Genomic DNA, 20,382 nt, shown 5'->3' with positions numbered 1-20,382 from the left:
GGACGGCGCGGACCGGGACCGTACGGACGGGGACGGCGCGGACCGTGACCGTACGGACCGGGACGGCGCGACCGCACGGCCCCGCCGGCTCAGACGCCGCTCGCTGCTCGCCGGAGTCGCCGCCCTCGGTGCCGCCGGCGCCGTGGGCGCGACCAGCGCGTGCAGCAGAGTCGCCACCGCGGACGCCGGGGACGGCGGGCAACTGCTGGAACAGCTCCGCGCGAAGGGGACCGTACGGCTCGGTCTCGCGGGTGAGCAGCCGTACGGCTACATCGGCAAGGACGGCGAGATGACCGGGTCCGCCCCCGTGATCGCCCGCAGGATCTTCAAGGAGCTGGGCGTCGACGACGTACAGCCCTTCCCCACCGAGTTCGGCTCGCTGATCACCGGCCTGAACTCGCTCCAGTTCGACGTCGTCGGCGCCGGGATGTACATCAACCCGGCGCGCTGCGAGCAGGTGATCTTCTCGGATCCCGAGTATCAGATGCTGAGCGCGTTCATCGTGCGCAAAGGCAACCCGAAGAAGGTGCGGACGTTCAAGGACGTCGCCGATTCCGGGGCCAGGATGGCGACCGGCGTCGGGTACGCGGAGATCGAGTACGCGAAGGAGGCCGGGGTCAGGAGCGTGACGACCCTGCCCGACCAGCTCGCGGGTCTGCTCGCCGTGGAGCAGGGCCGGGTCGATGTGTTCGCGGCTACGGCCGTGGCCGTGCGCAATGTCGTCAAGGGCAGTGACCGGGCCGAGGCGACGCCCGAGGTCACCCCGTATCTGAAGGGCGAGCCGGTCGTCGACGTCGGCGGCTTCGCCTTCCGCACCCCCGAGACCACGCTGCGGAACGCCTTCAACCGCGAACTGCACAAGCTGAAGCGGAGCGGTGAACTCCTGGAGCTGATGCGGCCCTTCGGCTTCGGCGAGGCGCAGATGACGACCATCACGGCCAAGGAGAAGTGCGCGCCATGAGCGACATCACCCCAGGGCTGTGGGAGCTTCTGTTCAAGGGCGTGTGGATCACCGTCCAGCTCACCGTCGCCAGTGCCGCGTTCGCCGCCGTCGTCGCCCTGGTCATCGGGCTGGCGCGGGCGCACCGGCTGTGGATCGTCCGGTTCCTCGCCGGAGCCTACTTCGAGATCTTCCGGGGCACGTCCGCGCTGATCCTGATGTTCTGGATCTTCTTCGTACTGCCGCTGGCCTTCGGCTGGCAGCTCGTCCCCCTGTGGGCCGCCGTCCTCACACTGGGCCTGACCTACGGCGCGTACGGCTCCGAGGTCGTGCGCGGCGCGGTCGCCGCGGTGTCGCAGGGGCAGCGCGAGGCGGGGATCGCGCTGAACTTCACCCCGTGGCAGCAGCTGCGCAGGGTCGTGCTGCCGCAGGCGTGGCCGGAGATGATCCCGCCGTTCAACAATCTGCTGATCGAGCTGCTGAAGGGGACGGCCCTGGTCTCCGTCATGGGTGTGTCGGACATCGCGTTCGGGGCGTCGCTGGTGCGCAACGCGACCGGCGAGAGCGCTCCTGTGTACACGGTGATCCTCGTCATGTACTTCGTGCTCGCCTTCGTCCTGACCCGGGGGATGCGCGCGCTGGAGCGGCAGGCGAAGGCCGGGCTCGGCCAGGAGCGGCCGGCCGGGCTGCTGTCCGGGCGCCTGCCGGGGCGCCTGTCCGGCCGCCGTGGGGCGGCGGCGGGAGCCTCGGAATCCATGGGAGGTGAGCGCTGATGCGGTGGAACTGGTCCGCGGTCGAGGACTTCATGCCGCGTTTCTGGGACGGACTGGCGGTCACCCTCCAGGCCCTGGTGCTGGGGGCGCTGCTCGCCTTCGCGCTCGGGCTCGTGTGGGCGCTGGCGCAGCGCTCGCGGTTCGCCGTGGTGCGCTGGCCGGTGGCGGCCGTCACCGAGTTCGTGCGCAACACCCCGCTGCTGGTGCAGCTGTTCTTCCTCTACTACGTGCTGCCGGAGTGGGGTCTGACCCTCTCGGCGATGGTGACCGGGGTCGTGGGCCTCGGGCTGCACTACTCGACGTACACCGCCGAGGTCTATCGCGCGGGCATCGACGGGGTGCCGCGCGGGCAGTGGGAGGCGGCGACCGCGCTGAGTCTGCCGCGCACCCGGATCTGGGGCGCGGTGATCCTGCCGCAGGCGGTCCGCCGGGTGGCCCCCGCGCTCGGCAACTACGTCATCGCGATGCTGAAGGACACGCCGATGATCTTCGTGATCGGGGTGATGGACATGCTGGGCGAGGCCCGGCAGTTCGCGTCCGAGACCTTCCTGACGATCGAGGCGTTCACGATCGTCGGCATCGCCTTCATCGCCCTCTCCTATCCGGCATCCCTCCTCATGCGAGCCCTGGAGCGTCGTCTTGTCCGCTGACAGCACCCTTCCCGAAGACCTGACGTCCACCCCGGAAGACCTGACGTCCACCCCGGGAGCCGAGCTGGGCGCCGGGGCCGCCGCCGAGACCGCCGACGGGGCGGCTCCGGCGGGCCGCCCGCGCGACCTGGTCCGTTTCGACAAGGTCACCAAGCGCTTCGGTTCCCAGACGGTCCTCGACTCGCTGGACCTGTCCGTCCATCCCGGCAAGCACGTCACGCTCATCGGGCCGTCCGGGTCGGGCAAGACCACGATCCTGCGACTGCTGATGACCCTGCTGAAACCGGACGAGGGCACGATCAGCGTCGACGGCCGGTATCTGAACCACGAGGAGAAGGACGGCCGGCTCGTGCCGGCGGGGGACAGACACGTCCGCGAGGTGCGCAAGAACATCGGGATGGTCTTCCAGCAGTTCAACCTCTTCCCCCATATGAAGGTGCTGCGCAATGTCACGGAGGCGCCGGTGCACGTCCTCGGGCTCTCCCGGGACGAGGCGGAGGAACGGGGCCGCGAGCTGCTGGAGCTGGTCGGGCTCGGCGACCGGTGCGACGCGTATCCGACCCGGCTCTCGGGCGGCCAGCAGCAGCGCGTGGCCATCGCGCGGGCGCTGGCGATGCGGCCGAAGGTGCTGCTGCTGGACGAGGTGACCTCCGCGCTGGATCCCGAACTCGTGGCCGGAGCGCTCGATCTGCTCCGGGACATCGCGCGCTCCACGGACATCACGATGCTCTGCGTGACCCATGAGATGAGCTTCGCGCGGGACATCTCCGACTGCGTGATGATGTTCGACCGGGGCAAGGTGATCGAATCCGGCCACCCCGACCGGATCTTCACCGAGCCCGAGCAGGAGCGGACCCGTGAGTTCCTGAGCGCGGTGCTGTAGAAGAGGCGGGAGAAGGGCGGGGCACACCGGCCGGGGCCCCGATCACGTGCAATGACGAGTGAAATTGCAGCGCGGGAGATCTTACCTCTGGCATATGCCTGATGAATGATCCCAGCGTGTGGGCCTGATGTGCCCTGCCTTTCTCGCCAACAGCCGTACTTCCGACGGCTCTTGACCGCTATCGTGGTAGGGGAAGCTTGCGGTGACGACCTGCTAGGGGGAGACCGTGGCGCTCAGTCCCGAGCCGACCGTGCCGTTCCAATCGGTGCAGTACGTTCTGCGCGTTCTGGAAACGATCTCCAGGCACTCCAGCGGCGTCACCGATGCCCAGATCGCCCGCGAGACCGGTCTGCCGACCGGCCATCTGACACCCATGCTGACGATGCTGCGCCACGAGGGATACGCCGAGCAGCTCGCCGACGGCGCGTATGTGATCGGTGACTCGCTGGTCCTCCTGGGCTCCGGGACCACCCGCCGGCAGGCCCTGGAGGACAAGATCCAGGACACCCTGGCGGAGCTGCGGGACTCGGTGGGCGCGGCGGTCTACATCAGCCGGTACATCGACGGCGAGATCCGGGTCACGCAGTACGCCGACAGCCCGCGCACCCCCAGGGTGTACGAGTACGTGGACTTCCGCACCGCGGCCCACGCCAGCGCGATCGGCAAGTGCCTGCTGACCCAGCTCGACCGCAACGGCCGCCGCGACCATCTCTCCCGCCACAAGATCACCCGCTTCACCTCGCGCACGATCACCAGCGAGCAGCTGCTGTTCTCCAAGCTGGACAGCCAGCCGCCGACGGTCCCCGTCCTCGATCTCCAGGAGTACGCGGTGGGCACGGTCTGCGCGGCGGTCCCCCTGACCGCCGGCTCCTCGGTGGGCTGCCTCGCGCTCTCGATGCCCGTCGAACACGCCCACCGGCTGCGCTCGGCCGCGGACACGCTGAACCGCAAGGCGGCGCCGATGGTGCTGTCGCTGACTCTGTAGTTTTTGTGGTTCGTTCTCCCCCAGACTCCGTCCGGGGGGACCCCCACCGGGGGCCTTCAGTGTGCGTCGACGGTCGACCGTGCTCGACCGGTGGGCCGGGCGAAGGCTCTCCGGACGGTGACCGACGCGCTGTATTTTTTGTGGCTCCCTCTCCCCCAGACTCCGTCCGGGGGGACCCCCACCGGGGGCCTTCAGTGTGCGTCGACGGTCGACCGTGCTCGACCGCTCGTTCCTCACGGCCTCCGCGCGCTCTCCCTTTCGACACCCACGGCCCCCTTCGGCTCACTCACCAGGCACACGGGGTGAAGGCTCAGGGCGGAGGCAGCTGGAAGCGGGGCGGAACAGGCGGGGGTGGACATCCACGGCCCCCTCGGCTCACTCACCAAGCACAAGAGGTGAGAGGAAGGGCACAGGGTGGTACCCACGGTCTCTTCGGGTCACTCGTCAGGTGTGGTGTCCCCGGGCTGAGCACCAGGTGGGGGCAGGTAGTATTTACGTCAGCGGGCGCCGCTAGCTCAGTTGGTTAGAGCAGCTGACTCTTAATCAGCGGGTCCGGGGTTCGAGTCCCTGGCGGCGCACAGTTGATCATCCGAGGCGTTCCGGTCACTCCGGGACGCCTCGGATGCGTTTGCGGGGCGGTTGGCCCGGGGGTTTTCTGGAGTGGTGGCCACAGCGTCCGGCCGATCTCTCACAGGAGGCGGGGATGAGCGCCGAAGAGAACATGCAGCTGATGCAGACCCTCGACGATGCCTGGAACGCACAGGACTGGGACACCTTCGACTCACGCCACACACCGGACACCGTCGTGTACTGGCCGGGCCAGCCGGAGCCGACGCGCGGACGACACGACCACCGGGCCGAGGCGATGGCGTTCTTCCGGACCTTCCCGGACAACCATGTGGCGAACAGGCCGTACAAGGTGCTCCTGGCGCAGGGCGAGTGGACCTGCTCCGTCGCGCGGTTCACCGGGACCATGACCGGGCCGATGCAGGGCCCCGGCGGCGAGATCCCGCCGACCGGCAGGGCCTTCGCGGTGGACTTCTGCACAGTGGCGCACTGGGTGGACGGGCGGATCGCCGAGGAGAACCTCTTCTACGACCTCATCGGGCTGATGCAGCAGATCGGGCTGAACGACTAGGGGTGTGCCGTTCTCGTCCGTGACCGCCGTGTGTCTGGTGAGTGAACCGAAGGGCGCCGTGCGTGTTCGAGCCCGCCTGTCCCCACCGGTTCTGGCCGCCTCCGCCCCTTTTCGTTCACCCCTTGTGCTTGGTGAGTGCCCCGAAGGTGGCCGTGGGTGTTCGAGCCCGCCTGTTCCGCCCCGCTTCCGGCCGCCTCCGCCCTCCCCTCACGCCTTGTGGCTGGTGCGTGAGCCGAAGGGGGCCGTGGGTGTCGAAAGGGAGAACGCGCGGAGGCCGCGACACCGCGCCGTCCCTGCACCTTCACCCCATGTGCCTGGTGAGTGAGCCGAAGGGGGCCGTGGGTGTCGAAAGGGAGAACGCGCGGAGGCCGCGAGGAACGAGCGGTCGAGCACGATCGACCGTCGACACACACTGAAGGCCCCCGGAGGCGAGGGAACCACAAAAAATACAGCGCGTCGGCCACCGTCCGGAGTACGGTCCCACGGCCCCCCACCCAGCACCACCGACCGCCACCCCCCACCAAAGAGCCCCGGTGGGGGTCCCCCCGGACGGAGTCTGGGGGAGAGGGAGCCACAAACACGTGCGGTCCCGGACGGGGGCGGCTGATTGCCGATGCCGGGCCGCCGGTTGCCGGCCCTGCGGGTGCGCCGGTCGTGGGTGTGCCGGGCAGCGGCACCGGGCCGGCGGGTCAGCGGTTCAGCAGGTCCTCACGGCCGTGTTCCGCGTACTCCGCCTCCAGCGCGGTCACGTCCTCGTCGGTCAGCGGGCGGTAGCCGCTCTCCCCCGCCGGGCGCCACCAGACCGGGTCCCCGCAGCGGAAACCCTCGCGTCGCAGCCCGACGCGGTGGATCTTGTTGGTGGCGGTGACCGGGAGTTCCCGCACGACCCTGATGAAGCGCGGGGCCATCTTCGTCCCCAGGTCCGGCTGGGACGCCAGGAAGGCGGCGAAGGCGGCGGGGTCGAAGGCGGCCGGTTCCGGGGCGTCGCCGGGACCGGCGGGCCGCGGGGCGATCGCGGCCATCACCTGGTCCCCGGCGACCGGGTCGGGAACCGCGTAGACGGCGACGGCCGCCGCGGCGCCCCAGCGGGCGAGGATGCTCTCGATGACGGCGGCGGCGAGGTTCTCGCTGTCCACGCGCAGGCGGTCGTCGGTGCGGCCCGCGAAGTAGAGGAAGCCCCGGGCGTCCCGGAAGAAGAGGTCGCCGGTCCAGTACCAGCCACCGCGCCGGCGGGCCTCCTCGGCCTCGGGGTGGCGCCAGTAGCCCTCGAAGGGGTTCGGCCCCCGGTTGACCAGCTCCCCTATCGCCTCGGCTCCGTTCAGCAGTCGTCCGCCCTCGGAGAGCACCGCCGTCGCGCGCTCCTCGCCCGTGTCGGGGTCGACGACGGCGAGGTCGTCGCCCGGGGCCGCCCTGCCGATCGCCCCGGCCGGGGTGTCGGCCGTGTGCTGGATAGCCGCGCCGCCCTCCGAGGAGCCGTAGCCCTCGACCAGGCGGGCGCCGAAGCGGGCCTCGAAGCGGGCGGCGTCCACGGCGCCCGCCTCCGTGCCGAAGCCGAGCCGCAGCGGATGGTCCCGGTCGTCGGGCCGCTCGGGCGTGGCCAGCAGATACTGCACGGCCCGGCCCACATAGGTGAAGTACGTCGCCCCGAACTCCCGTACGTCGTCGAGGAACCGGGAGGCCGAGAAGCGGGCGCGCAGGGCCACCCCCGCACCGGCCGCGACCGCCGGGGCCCAGTCCGCGATGACGGCGTTGCCGTGGAACATCGGCATGCAGATGTAGTGGACGTCGTCGCGGCGCACACCGAAGTGCCCCGCCAGGGACGCGCCCGCCGCGGCGAGCCGCCCCTGGGTGCAGATCGCCGCCTTGGGCGCGCCGGTCGAGCCGGAGGTGAAGTAGAGCAGCATCCGGTTGCCCGGCCCGACCGGCCCGAGCGTGGCTTCACCGGGCGCGGCGTCCGCGTAGGGGGCGAGGAGTTCGCCGTACGCCTCGGTGTCGGTCACCAGCACCCGTACCCCCGGCAGGTCGAGCCCGTCGAGGAGGGGAAGGTGGGCGCGTTCGGTGACCAGCACCCGGCATTCGGTGTGCAGGATGTCGCGGGCGAGTTCCGCCCCGCGACGGGTCGGATTGATGCCCGCGACGGCGGCCCCGGCCAAGGCCGCCGCGCTGAGCCACAGGGGGAATTCCGGGGTGTTGTCGAGCAGCACCCCGAGATGCGGCTCCGCCCCGCGTGGCACCAGGTCCACGAGGAGCGCGGCCCGTGCGGCCGCGCCGGAGGCCACCTGGTGATGACTGAGGGACCTGCTCCGGTCCCTCAGCCCCACCCGGTGGTCACCCCACTGGCGCTGAACGAGCTCCGCGACTGTTGCCGTACCGGCTGTCCGTGTACCTGCCGTACCCGCGTTTCCCATGGCGCCGCACGGTAACTGACAATGCGTCAGAACTGAACGTCCGAGCAGGCGTAGAACGCGTTCGGGGTGTCGTGAACGGTCCACACCGCCAGGATGACGTGCTTGCCCGAGCGGGCGGGGAGCTTGCCGGAGTGCGAGAGCGTCTCCGGCGGCTGGACACCGCCGTACGGAACGGTCAGGAACGGCTGGGACTCCAGCGCGGCCCTGGTGAGCTTCTGGCTGGGGTTCCAGCCGGGCTTGGTGATGAAGTACTTGAAGTCGGTGGCGCGATGCCGTGCGGTGAAGCGCCAGCTGAACGTGTAGTTCTGGCCGGAGTTGACCTGGGTGGCGGGCCAGTTTCCGCCGCGCGGGTCGTCGAGCTGCGAGAAGCGGCCGTTGCCGCCCGCGCAGATCGCTCCGTCAGCGGGACCCGCCGCCGGGAAGCCCTTCAGGCCCTCGACGCTCTGCGCCTCCCACTGGATGTCGCCGCAGTCCGGCACCGTCCTGTTGGCACAGAGCTTCTGGCGGCTGATCGGTGAATCGGTGTATCCGTGGCTGCTCGCACTGCCCGTGGCGACGACGGTCGTGCCCGCCACGACGAGGCCGACGGCGGCAGCTGTGATCTTCTTGCGCATGCTTCGCTCCAGGGAACGTGGGGGAGTTCAATGAGCCGTGCTGCACGCGTGCGTGTCGTTCGGTGCATCTGCGCGTGATGCCGTGGGGGTGGTCCGGGCGCTCCTTCTGCGCCATTTTCAGGTCTAGACCAACTCCCAATGTATTGACCAAAGTTCACCATGTCCAGACCAAAGGCCGAAGGTTCCCTTGACAGGACGGCCGAACTCCCCAGTCCGACGGAATTATTCATTCCGAATCAACCCTGGCATGGGCCCCGGCGGGGCGCCGGACCTTGGGCTCTACCCCTCCGCCGCGCCCGAACGGCCCGTGTAGAAGGCCACCGTGAGGTCCTTCACCAGGGCCTTGCGCTCGTAGTCGTCGAGTTCGACCAGACCGCGTGAGGTCAGCCGGCTGACCGTGTCGTCCACCGCGTCGACCACCGAGGTCAGCACGCTGTCCCGGTGCTTGGCGTCGATCGCCGCCACCCGGCGGCGCAGCATCGCGGCGGCGACCTCCGGCGCGTACTCGATCGCCGTCGGCTGCGCCGAGAAGATCTCGATCCCCACGGGCGCGCACTCGGCCGACAGCATCCGGGTGAGCGCGTCCCCCACCGCCTCCGCGTCACGCAGCGTCGGAGCGTCCTCGGGAGCGGGCGTCCGGCCGGACGCGGGCGGAGCGTCGGCGGGCAGCTGCGAGAGGACCCGCGCCATCGCCGACTCCACCTGCTCGGTCAGATACACCTCGTGGTCCTTGACCCCGAGCACCGCCTTCGCGGTGTCCTTCACCCGCCACACCACCAGGACGACCACGCGCAGCGCCGTGCCGTCCGCGTCCACGGCGGGCATCGGCCGGCTGCGCCAGTGCCGCAGCCGTACGTCCACCCGGCGGCGCAGCAGCAGCGGGCTCACCCACATCAGTCCCGTACGCCGCACGGTCCCCCGGTACTCCCCGAAGAGCGTGAGCACCCAGGCGTGTCCGACCTGGCCGCGCCCGATGCCGCCGAGGGTGAAGACCGCCAGGACCACGCACAGCGCGATCAGGGACCACAGCCCGATGCCGAGACCGTCGTACGGGGAAGGGGTGAGCCCCAGCGCCCGGGTCACCACGGCGGGCAGCACCCCCGCGCCCCACAGCACGGCGCCGATCCCCGTGAGCGCGCACGCCCCCGCGATCACCCCGGTCCAGCCGGACAGCGCCGGGCCGGGCCGCTCCGTGAGCCCGGGGTCGACGGGCGGCGCGGACCTGGGCGGCGCGGGGGGCACGGGCCGCGGTGCCGTGGCGGCCGGGCGCTGCCCGGCGGCGGACGGCTTGGACCCGGCGGCCGGCGGGCGCGGGCCCACGCGCGGCTGCTCACCCGTGCCCTGCCGCCGCGACACCACCGTCGGGCGCAGCGGGACCGGCTGGGACGGGCCGCCCGGGAAGTCGTCGCGGAAGAGGAGGTGCACCGGGATTTCGGTGGTGGCCTCCGGTGCGATGACCGGGGTGTGCCGGGGTACGTCGAAGGGCGAACTGCCGCCTTCCGGCTCCGAGGTGGTGGTGTTCATGGCTTCTCCCGCCTCCGCTGTTGGTTCGAAGCTGCCCGCGAGGGGCGAAACTGCCGTGGATCACTGCCCGGGGGACGCCGTCCGTGAGCCGCCGCCCGGGGATCGGAGCCGCCCGGGTCGAAGCTGCCGTGGCGCGGGGCCGTCCGCCGGAGGGCGCGCCCGGTCGTGCTGCCGGGCTCCGGGCCTGTCACCCGACCGGTCGGCAGCAGGTCACTGGCCCGTCACCCGGCCGGTGACCGGGCCGGGTCGTCCGGCGTGCGAACCCGACCGGTCACCCGGGCGTTCACTGGGCGGGTCACCGGGCGAACAGCCGCTTCCAGGTCTCCGGCCCCGGATAGCCGTCGGCCTCCGCGCCCCGCCAGCCCTGGGCCCGCTGGAACGCCTCGACATTGCGCCGGTCCGCCTCGTCCCAGCCCGGCCCTGGACCGGTGGTGTAGTACCTGCCGAAGCCCCGCTTCACCAACTGCTGCCCGAGCTGGGTGACGTACGCGCTGGACCGCCCGGGCCGGAAGTGGGCGGCCCCCGGGTACGGTGGCGCCGCGATCGCGGCCGGCTCGGTGCCGGGCTTCGCGGCTGGCTTCGGTGTGGGCTTGGGCTTCGCGGCGGGCTTCGCCGCCTGGGCGGCGGGGATGTTCTTGCCCTTCCCGGTGACCAGCAGCTTCCAGGTGTGCGGCCCCGGATAGCCGTCGGCCTCGGCGCCCTTCCAGCCCTGGGCCTTCTGGAACGCCTGGGTGGCCTTGCGGTCGGCCTCGCCCCAGCGCGGACCGGGCCCCTGTGTGTAGAACCTCTTGCCGCCGCGTTTCACGAGCATCTGGCCGAGCCTGGTCACCTGCTTGTTGTTCGCGCCCGGCCGGAACGAGGACGCGCCCGGATAGGCGTCGGGGTTCGTGGGCCCCGGGGTGGTCGTGGCGGTGAGGCCCTTGTACCGGTACGCGACGTACTTGCCCGAGTTGACCCAGTACGCCATGGGCGTGGCCTGCTTGCGGGTGGCGGGCTTGGTCTGCTCGTACGCCACGTAGTAGGCGCGGGTGTAGTCGGTCCAGCCGCCGAAGATCGTGGCGTGGGAGCCCTTGGTCGGGTTGGCCGGGTTGTGGAAGAGCAGGATGTCACCGGGCTGGAGCTGGTCACGGGTGATACGGGTGGCGAACCGCGCCAGGCTTCCCGTCCACTCGTTGGTCTTCAGTCCCCACGCCATCGAGATGTAGCCCGAGCAGTCCTGGCGGTACCCGTCGGACCAGTACTTGGACATGCTGTACGGGACCTTGGCGTTGACCCACTTCTTGGCGCGGTTGATGATCTCCGCCCGGGTCGTCTTCGGTGTGGTGACGGCGGCCGGGGCACCGGAGGGGCCGGCCAGCGGGCGGCCGTGGAGCGCGCCCCTGCCGCCCTGCTCGTTGTCGGGGTCGGGGTCGGTGACACCGGCCGGGGTCGCCCGGCTGCCGGAGCCCGCACCGGCGCCGGGGATGCCGACGCCACCGCTGCCGGAGCCGAGGGGATCGTCGCCGGGCGCCGTACCCGGATCCGAACCCGGCTGATCCACCAGGCCCACCGGGGTCGTTCCGTGTTCCGCCGCCCCCGCCACTCCGGTCGCCCCGCCCCCGCCGAGCACCACGCCCGCCGCCGTGAACAGCACGAGCGCGCGCCGGCAGCCGTGGGCCGCCGGGTGCCCCCCGGCCGCGAGCGCCCGTCGCTGCTGGACACAGCCCGCGCAGTCGCAGTCCCCGGCGGGCTCGTACTCCTCGAATACCGGCACCGTCATTCCAGGCCCCTCCGCACATCTGAAGATCGTTCGGGGTTCCAGCACGGACGCCCCGCACACACCCCATTTGCCCTAACAGGTTGCAGTTTGACCCATAAAAGGGACAAAACGACCATCCGACAGGCCGGGAGCGGTCAGATAATGGTTCGGAGCACGCTCGCCGGTCCGGTAGAGTTCTCCAGGTCAGCACGCGCCGCTAGCTCAGTTGGTTAGAGCAGCTGACTCTTAATCAGCGGGTCCGGGGTTCGAGTCCCTGGCGGCGCACGCGCAATCGAGGCCCCTCGCCACCGGCGAGGGGCCTCGTTCCGTTGGAGATTCCGCCGACGCTCCATGGGCGAGACGGGCCCGGGAAAAGAGGGTCGCCGTCGGTGGCACGAACGCCCCTACCCGGCCTCGCGGGCGAGACCGAGCGCGTACTCGGGCCACCACTCCCCCGCCGCGGGCCCGCCCCGGCACTCGCCGTCCGACTCGCCCGGCGGCTTGATCCACAGATAGGCGTCGACCAGCGGATCGCCCGTCTCCACCGTGGGCGGCTCGCCGAGCGCACGGCCGGGCGGATTGCACCAGTTGTCCCGGGGGTCGCCGCCGGGGAGCGGACCGTTTCCGTTGCGCCCGGTGTCGACGACGAAGTGCTTGCCCCCGACAAGGGCGGAGAGCCGGTGGCCGAAATCCACCACGGCCCCCGTCGGATGGAAGTTGGACACATTCGCGGAGAAGCCGTCGGCCCTGTCGATACCGGCCCGCCGGAGCGGTTCGCGGAGTCGGTCCGGCGGGATCCACCCCGGGTGCCCCGCATCCAGATACACCGTGGTCCCGGGCTGTCGCTTCAGCCGCTCGACCGCTCCCCTGAGCAGGTCGTACCGCTCCCGGTGCAGTTCCCGGGGGACACAGCCGTCCACCAGATGCGGCACCGCGTCCGGCTCCAGGATCACCGTGACCCGCCTGTCGCCGACGGCCCCGGCCACCCCCTCGATCCAGGCCCGGTACGCCGCACCGCCGGATGCGCCGCCCGCCGAGTACTGCCCGCAGTCCCGGTGGGGGATGTTGTACAGGACCAGCAGTCCGTCCCGGCCCGCCCGCGCGGCCTGTTCCGTATACGTCCTGACGTCCGCCGCCGAATCGTCCGGGCCGACCCATCGGGCGACCGGGCGGCTCGCGATCCGCCGGATCAGCCGGGCCTTCGCCTCGTCCCCCTCGGCGATATGGTCACGGACCTGCCGCCAGGCCCGGGAACCCGGGTCGGTCCAGTACGGAACGCTCTTCCCGGCCGGTCGGCCTGCCCGCCCCGGGTCGCCGTCGGCCTCGCCCGGGACGCACGCGGACAGCGCCAGCAGGGCACCGACCGCCCCGGCCCGCACCCCCGCCCGCCGGGACCGATTCCCGTTCATCCAGCCCCCCTCGGCCGCCCGGACCGCCGCTCATCCTGGCACAGCGCCTGCCGGGGACGGCCGGGGCGAACGCGGATGGCCGCTTCTCGCCGTACCGCGAAAACACCGCTGGGCCGGGCCCGTTCACCGTTCTAGAGTGGCGGGATCGGCCACCGGTCCCCGGCTTGGACGCGATACGACCACCACCGGGCCTCCCGTACCGGCGCGGGCTTCTCCCGCAGCCCGTGCCCCCCGCGGTCGAGGACCGGCCCGGCCGGCGGCTCCCGGGGGAGCGGGTCGTCGGCCGGGCCCGGTCGCGGGATCCGCCCCTTGTGCCCGTACGGCCTTCCGTACCGCGACCGCGCCCCGGGCCGTCCGGGACCCGCCCGGCTCCTTCGCCTTCGGGGTCCGGTCCACGCCCTTGGCCCGGTGGGTCCCGTCCGCGCCCCGGGCCTCGACCTTGTGGGAGCCGCCGTCCCCCTTCGCCTTCCGGGACTCGCCCGCGCCGGGCCCGCTCACACCGGTCAGATAGGCGGAGACGACGACATTGGCCGTGTACGCGCCGGCCTTCCGGTCGAAGGTCCCTCCGCAGGTGATCAGCCGCAGCTCCGCCCGCCCGCGCCGGCGGGGTCCGTACGCCTTGCGCGCGTCGAAGCGCTCCCGTTCGAAGACCTGGACATCGTCGATCGTGAACTCGGCGACCGAGCCGTCGCCCCTGGTCACGCGTACCTTCTCGCCGGTACGGACGGTGCTCAGCCCGTAGAAGACCGCCGGCCCGGTCGTGGTGTCCACATGGCCGACGAGCAGGGAGGCCCCGGGTGCGCCCGGGGGCGTACCGCCGCCGAACCAGCCGACCGTCCGGGGAGTCGCGTACGGAGGCGGATCGATCGCGCCCGTGCCGTCCAGGCCACGCCGGACGACGGGAGCGGCGATCCGCAGCGACGGAACATCCACGCGCCGGGGCTCGGCGGGCCCCACCGGTGTGTGCGCGGGCGGCAGCGGCACTCCGGGCGGGCGGCCGACCGCCGCGACATCCCCCGTGGTGGGCGCGGAGCCGGCGCCGGACCCGTCGGCGACCTCCGGGCCCCAGAGCGAGAGGCCGAGCAGGAGCATCGCCGAGGCGACCCCGGTGGCCAGTCTGCCGACGTTCGGGGGGCCGGCGTCAGTGGTGGACATGCCCGTCGGCATCCGGACGGCGGCGGCGGCGCGTGCTGCGTACGGCGACGGCGACCGCCGCCGTACCCGCGAGCACCAGCCCGATCACCGCGTGACGGGTACCGGGCCCCGTGCCCTCACCGACCTCGTGCCCGGTGGCGAGTGCGGCCGTACCGCCGCCGCCCGCGCGGACGGGTGCGTAGGGCGTCCCTCCGCCGCCGTGGGACGACCGGCCCCCCACGACCTTGATCGACGTCTTCGTGACATGGCCGTGCCCGTCGCAGATCACCTTGACGATCTGGGGGCCGGACACGGCGCCGGAGCTGACCCGGCCGCGCGCCACCAGCTGTGAGTCCTGTCCGGCGCTCCGGTTCCCCTCGCGGTCCGGGAAGAGTTGGGCGCCCGCCGCGAACGCCTTGGTCTTGGCGGCTCCCGTGGTGTCCTTGCACCCCCGCACCCGGATCACCACCTCCTGGCCGACGGAGGCTTCGGCGGGTTCGACGGTGGCGGTAACGGAGTCATGGGCGTATGCGGTGGTGGCGGCCGGTGCCATCACCAGGGCCACGGGACCGAGGGCGAGAGCGACGGCCAGACCGGACATACGGAGAGTAAAAGATGGTGAACGCATAGTGAACCTCCTGGTACGGAAAGATTCACGTGCGCGAGCCGCCCGCGCATCCGCAGTGCGGCCAAACGCCTCGTATCGTGCTCCGGACGCGCAGGATACGAGGCGTAAGGGTGAGGCCGGGGCGGGCCCGGGCGATCAGATCCGCTCGACGAGATCGGCGATGGAGTCGACGATCGTGGACGGCCGGAACGGATAGCGGTCGATGTCGCCCGGCCCGGTCACCCCGGTCAGGACGAGGAAGGTCTCCATGCCCGCCTCCAGCCCGGCGAGCACGTCCGTGTCCATCCGGTCGCCGATCATCGCGCTCGTCTCGGAGTGCGCGCCGATGGCGTTCAGCCCGGTCCGCATCATCAGCGGATTGGGCTTGCCTGCGAAGTACGGGTCCTTGCCGGTCGCCTTGGTGATCAGCGCGGCGACCGACCCGGCGGCGGGCAGCGGCCCCTCCGCCGAGGGACCGGTCTCGTCCGGGTTGGTGCAGATGAACCGGGCGCCGGCCTCGATCAGCCGGATCGCCTTGGTGAGGGCCTCGAAGCTGTACGTACGGGTCTCGCCGAGCACCACGTAGTCCGGGTCGTGATCGGTGAGGACATAGCCGATGTCGTGCATCGCGGTCGTCAGACCGGCCTCGCCGATGACGTACGCCGTCCCGCCGGGACGCTGGTCGTCCAGGAACCGGGCGGTGGCCAGCGCGGAGGTCCAGATGTTCTCCACGGGCACGTCCAGGCCCATGCGGGCGAGCCGCGCGTGCAGATCGCGGGCGGTGTAGATGGAGTTGTTGGTCAGGACGAGGAAGGGCTTGCCGGTGTCCCTGAGCTTCCTGATGAAGGCGTCGGCGCCCGGAATCGGCACACCCTCGTGGATCAGGACACCGTCCATGTCGGTGAGCCAGGATTCGATCGGTTTGCGCTCTGCCATCAGTCGGGACTCCTGCCGTGCGCGGCGTACGGAACGGATGCGTACGCGGTGTGCTGGGACGCCGGAGGCACGGCCCTGTGGCCCCGACACCAACAGCCTAGTCAGGCAGGTGTGCGCTCGGCCCGGGTGGGGCGGCCGGGGGCGGGGGCGGGCGAGGTGCCGGGGCGGGGTGGTCCGCCCCGGCGACCGGTCCCGGGGCGGGCGGGTCCCGGGGCGGGCGGGTCCCGGGGCGGGCGTGCTGTCGCCGTGCCGCCGTCGCGCCGTGGGGGCTGGTGGGGCTGGTGAGGTCGGCGGGGCCGGTGGGCGGTGGCGGCGCGGTGGGCGGTCTGCGTGGCGGGTGGCCGCGATGGGCCGTATGCGCGGACGGGTGGCCGCGCGGTGAGGGCCGCCCGAGGCCGGGGGGTCAGCCGCGGGCCGAGCGGAGCCGCCGGGAGACCAGGACCAGCCCGGCGCCGCCGACCAGGACCATGCCGAGGGCGGCTCCGAGGCGCAGAAGGGAGCCGGGGCCGGTGGTGGCGAGTTCGTCGTGGGTGACGGTCGCGCCGGAGCCGTAGTCCTTGAGGACGGCGAAGCGGTAGTCGCGGGACTCCCCGACCCAGTCGCCGTCGTCGCCGCGCCGCTGGACGACGGCGGCGTTGACGGTGACCTGGTTGGGCGGGGTGTCGGCGGTGAGCGCGAGGCGGACCTTGACGCTGACGGTGGCGCGGCCCCCGACGGTGAACCCTCCGCCGGCCGTACGGTCGCGGGCCGCCCGGTCGTCGCGCTGGGGCCCGCCCTCCCGCCCGGGGCGGCTCCCGGTCGCCGGGGTGTCCTCGGCCTCCGGTCCGCCCCGGGTGCCCAGGATTCCGACGACCTCGTCCTCGGTGGTGCTCTCCAGTTCGGCGGGCCGCCAGCGGGACACGCCCTCGTCGTAGTACTCCAGCATGACCCTGGCCGGGGTGAGCCCCCGGTCCCGGCCGGCGAACACGATGACCGGATGGATGTCCCCGCAGGCGCGGCCGGTGGTGTTGGTCAGATCCACGGACCAGTGCTCGAAGCCGCCGCCCGGATAGTGCACGGAGGGGCCCCCGTGGATCCGGGTGTCGATCGGGAAGTCCCTGCCGGTCGCGCTGCCGCAGGCGGCACCCCGCGGCGCGGCGGTACGGGGGGCGTCCCCGCTCACCGTGGCCGCGCCCGGGGGAGAACCGTGGGCGGCGCCGGAGCCGGGGGAGCCGGTCCCGCCGGCGGTGGGCCTGTGGGCGCCCGGCACGGCGGACGCGGCGGCGGACGCCCCGGCCAGTACGGTGGCCGCGGTGACGCCGACGACGAGGGCATGGCGCAGTCGCATGGTTGATCGATGACCTTTGCTGCTCGGCTGCTGCGGGAGGCGTGGGGGGCGTCGGGCGAGACGCTGCCACGCGCGGACGGCTACGGGCGGGCGCCACGTCCGTCGGGCGGCGGAACAGCCGGGCAAGTGCGCTCCTTCAGCGTATTGTCCGATCACCGTTCCGGCGGAACGTCCCGGCCGAACAGCGGCGCGAGCACCAGCTGGGCCGCTCCCCCGGCCACGAGATGCGGTCCGCCGTCCGCGAGGGCGACCGGCACCCCGGCGCGGGCGCCCACTTCCCGTACGAAGACCGCGCCTGCCGCGTCGACGGTCCGCCCGCCGAGCAGGACCCGGTCGATGTCGAGCAGCGCGACCAGATTGGCGGCCCCGACGCCCAGGATCCGCGCGGCCGTCGCGAGGTCACCGCGTCCCACGGCCGCGAGGCAGAGCGCCTCGACGCAGCCGCGCCGCCCGCATACGCACTCCGGCCCGTCGAGCTGGACGACCTGGTGCCCGAACTCCCCCGCTCCGGTCCTCGGCCCCCGGTGGAGCCCGCCCCCGAGCACCAGCCCGGCCCCGAGCCCGCTCCCCAGATGCAGATACGCGAACGAGTCCCCGCCGCCCCGCCCGCGCCCCCGGTCCCGCGTGCGCGCCTCGCTCCGCGGGTCGCCCTGCGCCTGTTCCGGCCCCGGCGACCCCTTGCCGGCGGCCAGCGCGAGCGCCAGCGCGGCGGCGTTCGTGTCCTTGTCCAGTACGGCGGGCAGGCCCAGCCGGGCGGCGACGGCGTCGCGGAGGGGGTAGCCGTCCCACGCGGGAAAACCGGTGACGCGGCGGGTCACACCGCTGGTGTGGTCCAGCGGCCCCGGCATGGCCACCCCGATCCCCAGTACGCGCAAGGCACCGGCGGCCTCCCGGGGCGTGGGCCCGGCCCGTGCGTCCGTCGCGGGCACGGTCCGGACGGGGGCCGACCGCGCCGAGGACGGCCGGGCCGGGGCCTCCCGCCCCGGAACAGTCCGCCCCGGATCAGTCCGCGCGGGAGTCGGCCGTACGGGAGCCGGCCGTACGGGAACGGACCCTGCCCGGCCGGGCCCCGCCGACCCGTCCGGCTCCCGGGGCCCCGCCCCGGACGCCACGTCCCCCGGATCGTGTTCCCCGGCACCGGCCAGCGCCGGGAGCAGGGCCTCCACCTCCCGCGCCGCCGCCTCCACCACGGCCGCGCCTCCCGCGCCGAGGTCCAGTGGGGCCACCCGTACCGCGACCGGCGTACCGGCGAGGTCGAGGAGCACCACGGTCAGCTCGTCGCGGTCCAGATGGAGCCCGACCGCGTGGCCCGCCGAAGGGACCAGCCGCAGCACCGTACGGGGCTTGCCGCCCGTGGACGCGCGGTGGCCCGCCTCCGCCGCCAGCCCCTCGGCGCGCAGCCGGGCGGTGATCTTGCTGACGGCCTGGGGGGTGAGGCCGGTCCGGTCGGCGAGTTCGAGGCGGCTGATGCCCCCGTCTGCGCCGAGGCGCAGCAGATCCAGCACCAGCGCCGCGTTGTGGCCGCGCAGCGCCGGCAGATCCGCACCCGTGGCGCTCGCGCCCAAACCCCTGTTCACACCCCCATTCTCCCCCTCGCTTGCACTTTGGCAACCCCGTTGCTTAAGTGGCCTCATGACTGGCACCGGCACCCCCCTGCGCGTCGGACTCGTCGGCTACGGCCTCGCGGGCTCCGTCTTCCACGCCCCGTTGATCGCCTCCACCGAGGGCCTGGTCCTCGACACGGTCGTCACGTCGAACCCGGAGCGGCAGGAGCGGGCCCGCGCCGAGCACCCGGGCGTACGGGTGGCCACCGCGCCCGAGGAGCTGTGGGCCCGGGCGGGCGAGCTGGACCTCGCCGTCGTCGCCTCCCCCAACAAGACGCACGTCCCGCTCGCCGGCGCCGCGCTGGACGCGGGCCTCGCGGTCGTCGTGGACAAGCCGCTGGCCGCCACCGGCGCGCAGGCGCGCGCCCTCGCCGCGCGGGCCGCCGAACGGGGACTGCTGCTCTCCGTCTTCCAGAACCGCCGCTGGGACAACGACTTCCTCACCCTCACCCGCGTCCTGGAGGACGGCGACCTGGGTGACGTACACCGATTCGAGTCACGCTTCGAGCGCTGGCGGCCCGGGCCCAAGGGCGGCTGGCGTGAGTCCGGCGACCCCCGGGAGATCGGCGGTCTGCTGTACGACCTCGGCAGCCATCTCGTCGACCAGGCGCTGACCCTGTTCGGCCCGGCGGTCCGGGTGTACGCGGAGTCGGACGTACGCCGTCCGGGCGCCGAGGCGGACGACGACACGTTCATCGCGCTCACCCACGCGAACGGCGTCCGCTCGCATCTCTTCATGAGCGCCGTCGCCGCCCAGCTCGGCCCGCGGTTCCGCGTCCTGGGCTCCCTCGCCGGCTTCGTGAAGTACGGGCTCGACCCGCAGGAGGCCGCCCTCCGCGAAGGGAAGCGTCCGTCGGCCGGGACGGCGTGGGGCGTGGAGGACGATTCACTGCGGGGCAGGATCGGTGCGGGAGAGTCTCCCGTGACCGGCGGCGGCCTGGCGGTCGGGACCGTACCGGGTGACTATCCGGCGTACTACCGGGCCATCGTCCGCGCGCTGCGAGACGGGACGCCTCCGCCGGTCACCGCGGGCGAGGCCGCCGCCGCGCTGGACGTCCTGGAGGCCGCTCGGCGCTCGGCCCGGGAAGGCGTCACGGTGGAGGTGTCCGCATGACCAGGCAAGGGGTGTCGCCATGACCGCACAACCGTCCGTCGAGGAACTCGTCGCCCAGGAGCGCCGCCTCACACTCCGCCGCTTCACCCACGCGGACGCATGGGCGCTGGGCAGCATGCTGGTCGAGATGGCGAATCTGCGCGAGGCCCCCGTCGCCATCGACATCCGCCGGGGCGGGCAGCAGCTCTTCCACGCGGCGCTGCCGGGTTCGAGCCCGGACAACGACGCGTGGATCGACCGCAAGCGCCGGGTCGTCGAACGGTACGGGGAGAGCTCCCTCCTCGTCGCGGCCCGCCATCACGCGAAGGGCACCACCTTCGAGGAGACGGCCCTCGTCTCCCCCATGGCCTACGCGGCCCACGGCGGCTCCTTCCCCATCGCGGTGGAGGGCGCCGGTGTGATCGGCTCCGTCACCGTCGCCGGCCTCCCCTCGCTGGAGGACCATGCGATGGTGGTCGAAGCCCTCACCCGCTTCGAGGCTTCGGCCTCCGCCACCTCGGGCGTCTAGGGCGTGTATCGAAAGTCCCGCCTGGCCTGCGACGCCCAGCACGCACACTCGCTGCGTTGTCGGAATCACCCAAGTACGTCCAGTACGAGG

General features: G+C 72.6%; 17 protein-coding genes, 2 tRNA genes and 1 pseudogene. 10 read left to right on the top strand and 10 right to left on the bottom strand.

What is annotated here, in order from left to right; all coding sequences use genetic code 11:
- Positions 1-103: 103 nt before the first annotated feature.
- The 7 genes from ehuB to ACFYT4_RS13505 all read left to right on the top strand — a co-directional run bounded on the left by ehuB (position 104) and on the right by ACFYT4_RS13505 (position 5,369).
- On the top strand, positions 104-961 hold the full coding sequence (gene ehuB / locus ACFYT4_RS13535; RefSeq protein WP_389268040.1) for an ectoine/hydroxyectoine ABC transporter substrate-binding protein EhuB: 858 nt from the start codon (positions 104-106) through the stop codon (positions 959-961).
- Positions 958-1,713, top strand: a complete 756-nt coding sequence (ehuC, locus tag ACFYT4_RS13530; RefSeq protein WP_389267782.1) for an ectoine/hydroxyectoine ABC transporter permease subunit EhuC — start codon at positions 958-960, stop codon at positions 1,711-1,713. Before ehuB ends, ehuC begins: the two co-directional genes overlap by 4 nt.
- Positions 1,713-2,363: an ectoine/hydroxyectoine ABC transporter permease subunit EhuD gene (gene ehuD, locus ACFYT4_RS13525; protein WP_389267780.1), complete on the top strand. Its 651-nt coding sequence runs from the start codon at positions 1,713-1,715 to the stop codon at positions 2,361-2,363. Before ehuC ends, ehuD begins: the two co-directional genes overlap by 1 nt.
- A 127-nt stretch (positions 2,364-2,490) precedes the next feature.
- The gene (gene ehuA / locus ACFYT4_RS13520; protein ID WP_389268038.1) at positions 2,491-3,246 is read left to right on the top strand and encodes an ectoine/hydroxyectoine ABC transporter ATP-binding protein EhuA; all 756 of its coding nucleotides are present in this window, start codon (positions 2,491-2,493) and stop codon (positions 3,244-3,246) included.
- A gap of 226 nt (positions 3,247-3,472) precedes the next feature.
- Positions 3,473-4,231 carry an IclR family transcriptional regulator gene (locus tag ACFYT4_RS13515; protein WP_389267778.1) on the top strand — a complete coding sequence of 253 codons (759 nt, stop codon included), beginning with the start codon at positions 3,473-3,475 and terminating at the stop codon, positions 4,229-4,231.
- Positions 4,232-4,735: 504 nt separating this feature from the next.
- A tRNA-Lys gene (locus ACFYT4_RS13510) sits at positions 4,736-4,809 on the top strand.
- A gap of 125 nt (positions 4,810-4,934) precedes the next feature.
- A complete protein-coding gene (locus ACFYT4_RS13505; RefSeq protein WP_389267776.1) occupies positions 4,935-5,369 on the top strand; it encodes an ester cyclase in 435 nt (144 codons plus the stop codon).
- 689 nt (positions 5,370-6,058) lie between these two features.
- Here ACFYT4_RS13505 and ACFYT4_RS13500 read toward each other — a convergent pair.
- From ACFYT4_RS13500 to ACFYT4_RS13485, 4 genes are all read right to left on the bottom strand, one after another.
- Positions 6,059-7,777, bottom strand: a complete 1,719-nt coding sequence (locus ACFYT4_RS13500) for an AMP-binding protein (protein ID WP_389267774.1) — start codon at positions 7,775-7,777, stop codon at positions 6,059-6,061.
- A gap of 26 nt (positions 7,778-7,803) precedes the next feature.
- On the bottom strand, positions 7,804-8,391 hold the full coding sequence (locus ACFYT4_RS13495; RefSeq protein ID WP_389267772.1) for a lytic polysaccharide monooxygenase: 588 nt from the start codon (positions 8,389-8,391) through the stop codon (positions 7,804-7,806).
- Positions 8,392-8,670: 279 nt separating this feature from the next.
- On the bottom strand, positions 8,671-9,915 hold the full coding sequence (locus tag ACFYT4_RS13490; RefSeq protein ID WP_389267770.1) for an SPFH domain-containing protein: 1,245 nt from the start codon (positions 9,913-9,915) through the stop codon (positions 8,671-8,673).
- 295 nt (positions 9,916-10,210) lie between these two features.
- Positions 10,211-11,674, bottom strand: coding sequence for a peptidoglycan-binding protein (locus tag ACFYT4_RS13485; RefSeq protein ID WP_389267768.1), 1,464 nt, complete (start codon positions 11,672-11,674; stop codon positions 10,211-10,213).
- 190 nt (positions 11,675-11,864) lie between these two features.
- Between ACFYT4_RS13485 and ACFYT4_RS13480 the strand changes: the two genes are divergently transcribed.
- A tRNA-Lys gene (locus ACFYT4_RS13480) sits at positions 11,865-11,938 on the top strand.
- A 119-nt stretch (positions 11,939-12,057) separates the two neighbouring features.
- Here the strand turns inward: ACFYT4_RS13480 and ACFYT4_RS13475 are convergent.
- From ACFYT4_RS13475 to ACFYT4_RS13450, 6 genes and pseudogenes are all read right to left on the bottom strand, one after another.
- Positions 12,058-13,062 (bottom strand): glycoside hydrolase family 6 protein, encoded by a 1,005-nt coding sequence (locus ACFYT4_RS13475; protein ID WP_389267766.1) that lies wholly within the window; start codon positions 13,060-13,062, stop codon positions 12,058-12,060.
- 489 nt (positions 13,063-13,551) lie between these two features.
- Positions 13,552-14,217 (bottom strand): annotated as a pseudogene (locus ACFYT4_RS13470) (class F sortase); the annotation flags it as partial.
- Positions 14,204-14,797 (bottom strand): hypothetical protein, encoded by a 594-nt coding sequence (locus tag ACFYT4_RS13465; protein WP_389267764.1) that lies wholly within the window; start codon positions 14,795-14,797, stop codon positions 14,204-14,206. The gene ACFYT4_RS13465 and the pseudogene ACFYT4_RS13470, both read right to left, overlap by 14 nt.
- Positions 14,798-14,959: 162 nt before the next feature.
- Positions 14,960-15,739, bottom strand: a complete 780-nt coding sequence (locus ACFYT4_RS13460; RefSeq protein ID WP_389267762.1) for an HAD-IIA family hydrolase — start codon at positions 15,737-15,739, stop codon at positions 14,960-14,962.
- Between the two features lie 403 nt (positions 15,740-16,142).
- Positions 16,143-17,066 carry a hypothetical protein gene (locus ACFYT4_RS13455; protein ID WP_389267760.1) on the bottom strand — a complete coding sequence of 308 codons (924 nt, stop codon included), beginning with the start codon at positions 17,064-17,066 and terminating at the stop codon, positions 16,143-16,145.
- A 152-nt stretch (positions 17,067-17,218) separates the two neighbouring features.
- Entirely contained in the window at positions 17,219-18,700 is a 1,482-nt protein-coding gene (locus ACFYT4_RS13450) for an ROK family protein (RefSeq protein WP_389267758.1), read from the bottom strand.
- On the opposite strand from ACFYT4_RS13450, the gene ACFYT4_RS13445 reads away from it, so the two are divergent.
- Together ACFYT4_RS13445 and ACFYT4_RS13440 are read left to right on the top strand one after the other, a co-directional pair.
- Entirely contained in the window at positions 18,699-19,784 is a 1,086-nt protein-coding gene (locus ACFYT4_RS13445; protein ID WP_389267756.1) for a Gfo/Idh/MocA family oxidoreductase, read from the top strand. The two genes, ACFYT4_RS13450 and ACFYT4_RS13445, sit on opposite strands and share 2 nt — an antisense overlap.
- Positions 19,785-19,803: 19 nt before the next feature.
- Positions 19,804-20,292, top strand: coding sequence for a heme-degrading domain-containing protein (locus ACFYT4_RS13440; RefSeq protein ID WP_389267754.1), 489 nt, complete (start codon positions 19,804-19,806; stop codon positions 20,290-20,292).
- The last annotated feature ends 90 nt before the right edge of the window (positions 20,293-20,382 follow it).

The organism is Streptomyces sp. NPDC004609 (genome assembly GCF_042873655.1).
Taxonomy (GTDB): Bacteria; Actinomycetota; Actinomycetes; order Streptomycetales; family Streptomycetaceae; genus Streptomyces.
This window is presented reverse-complemented; position numbering and strand designations above follow the sequence as displayed.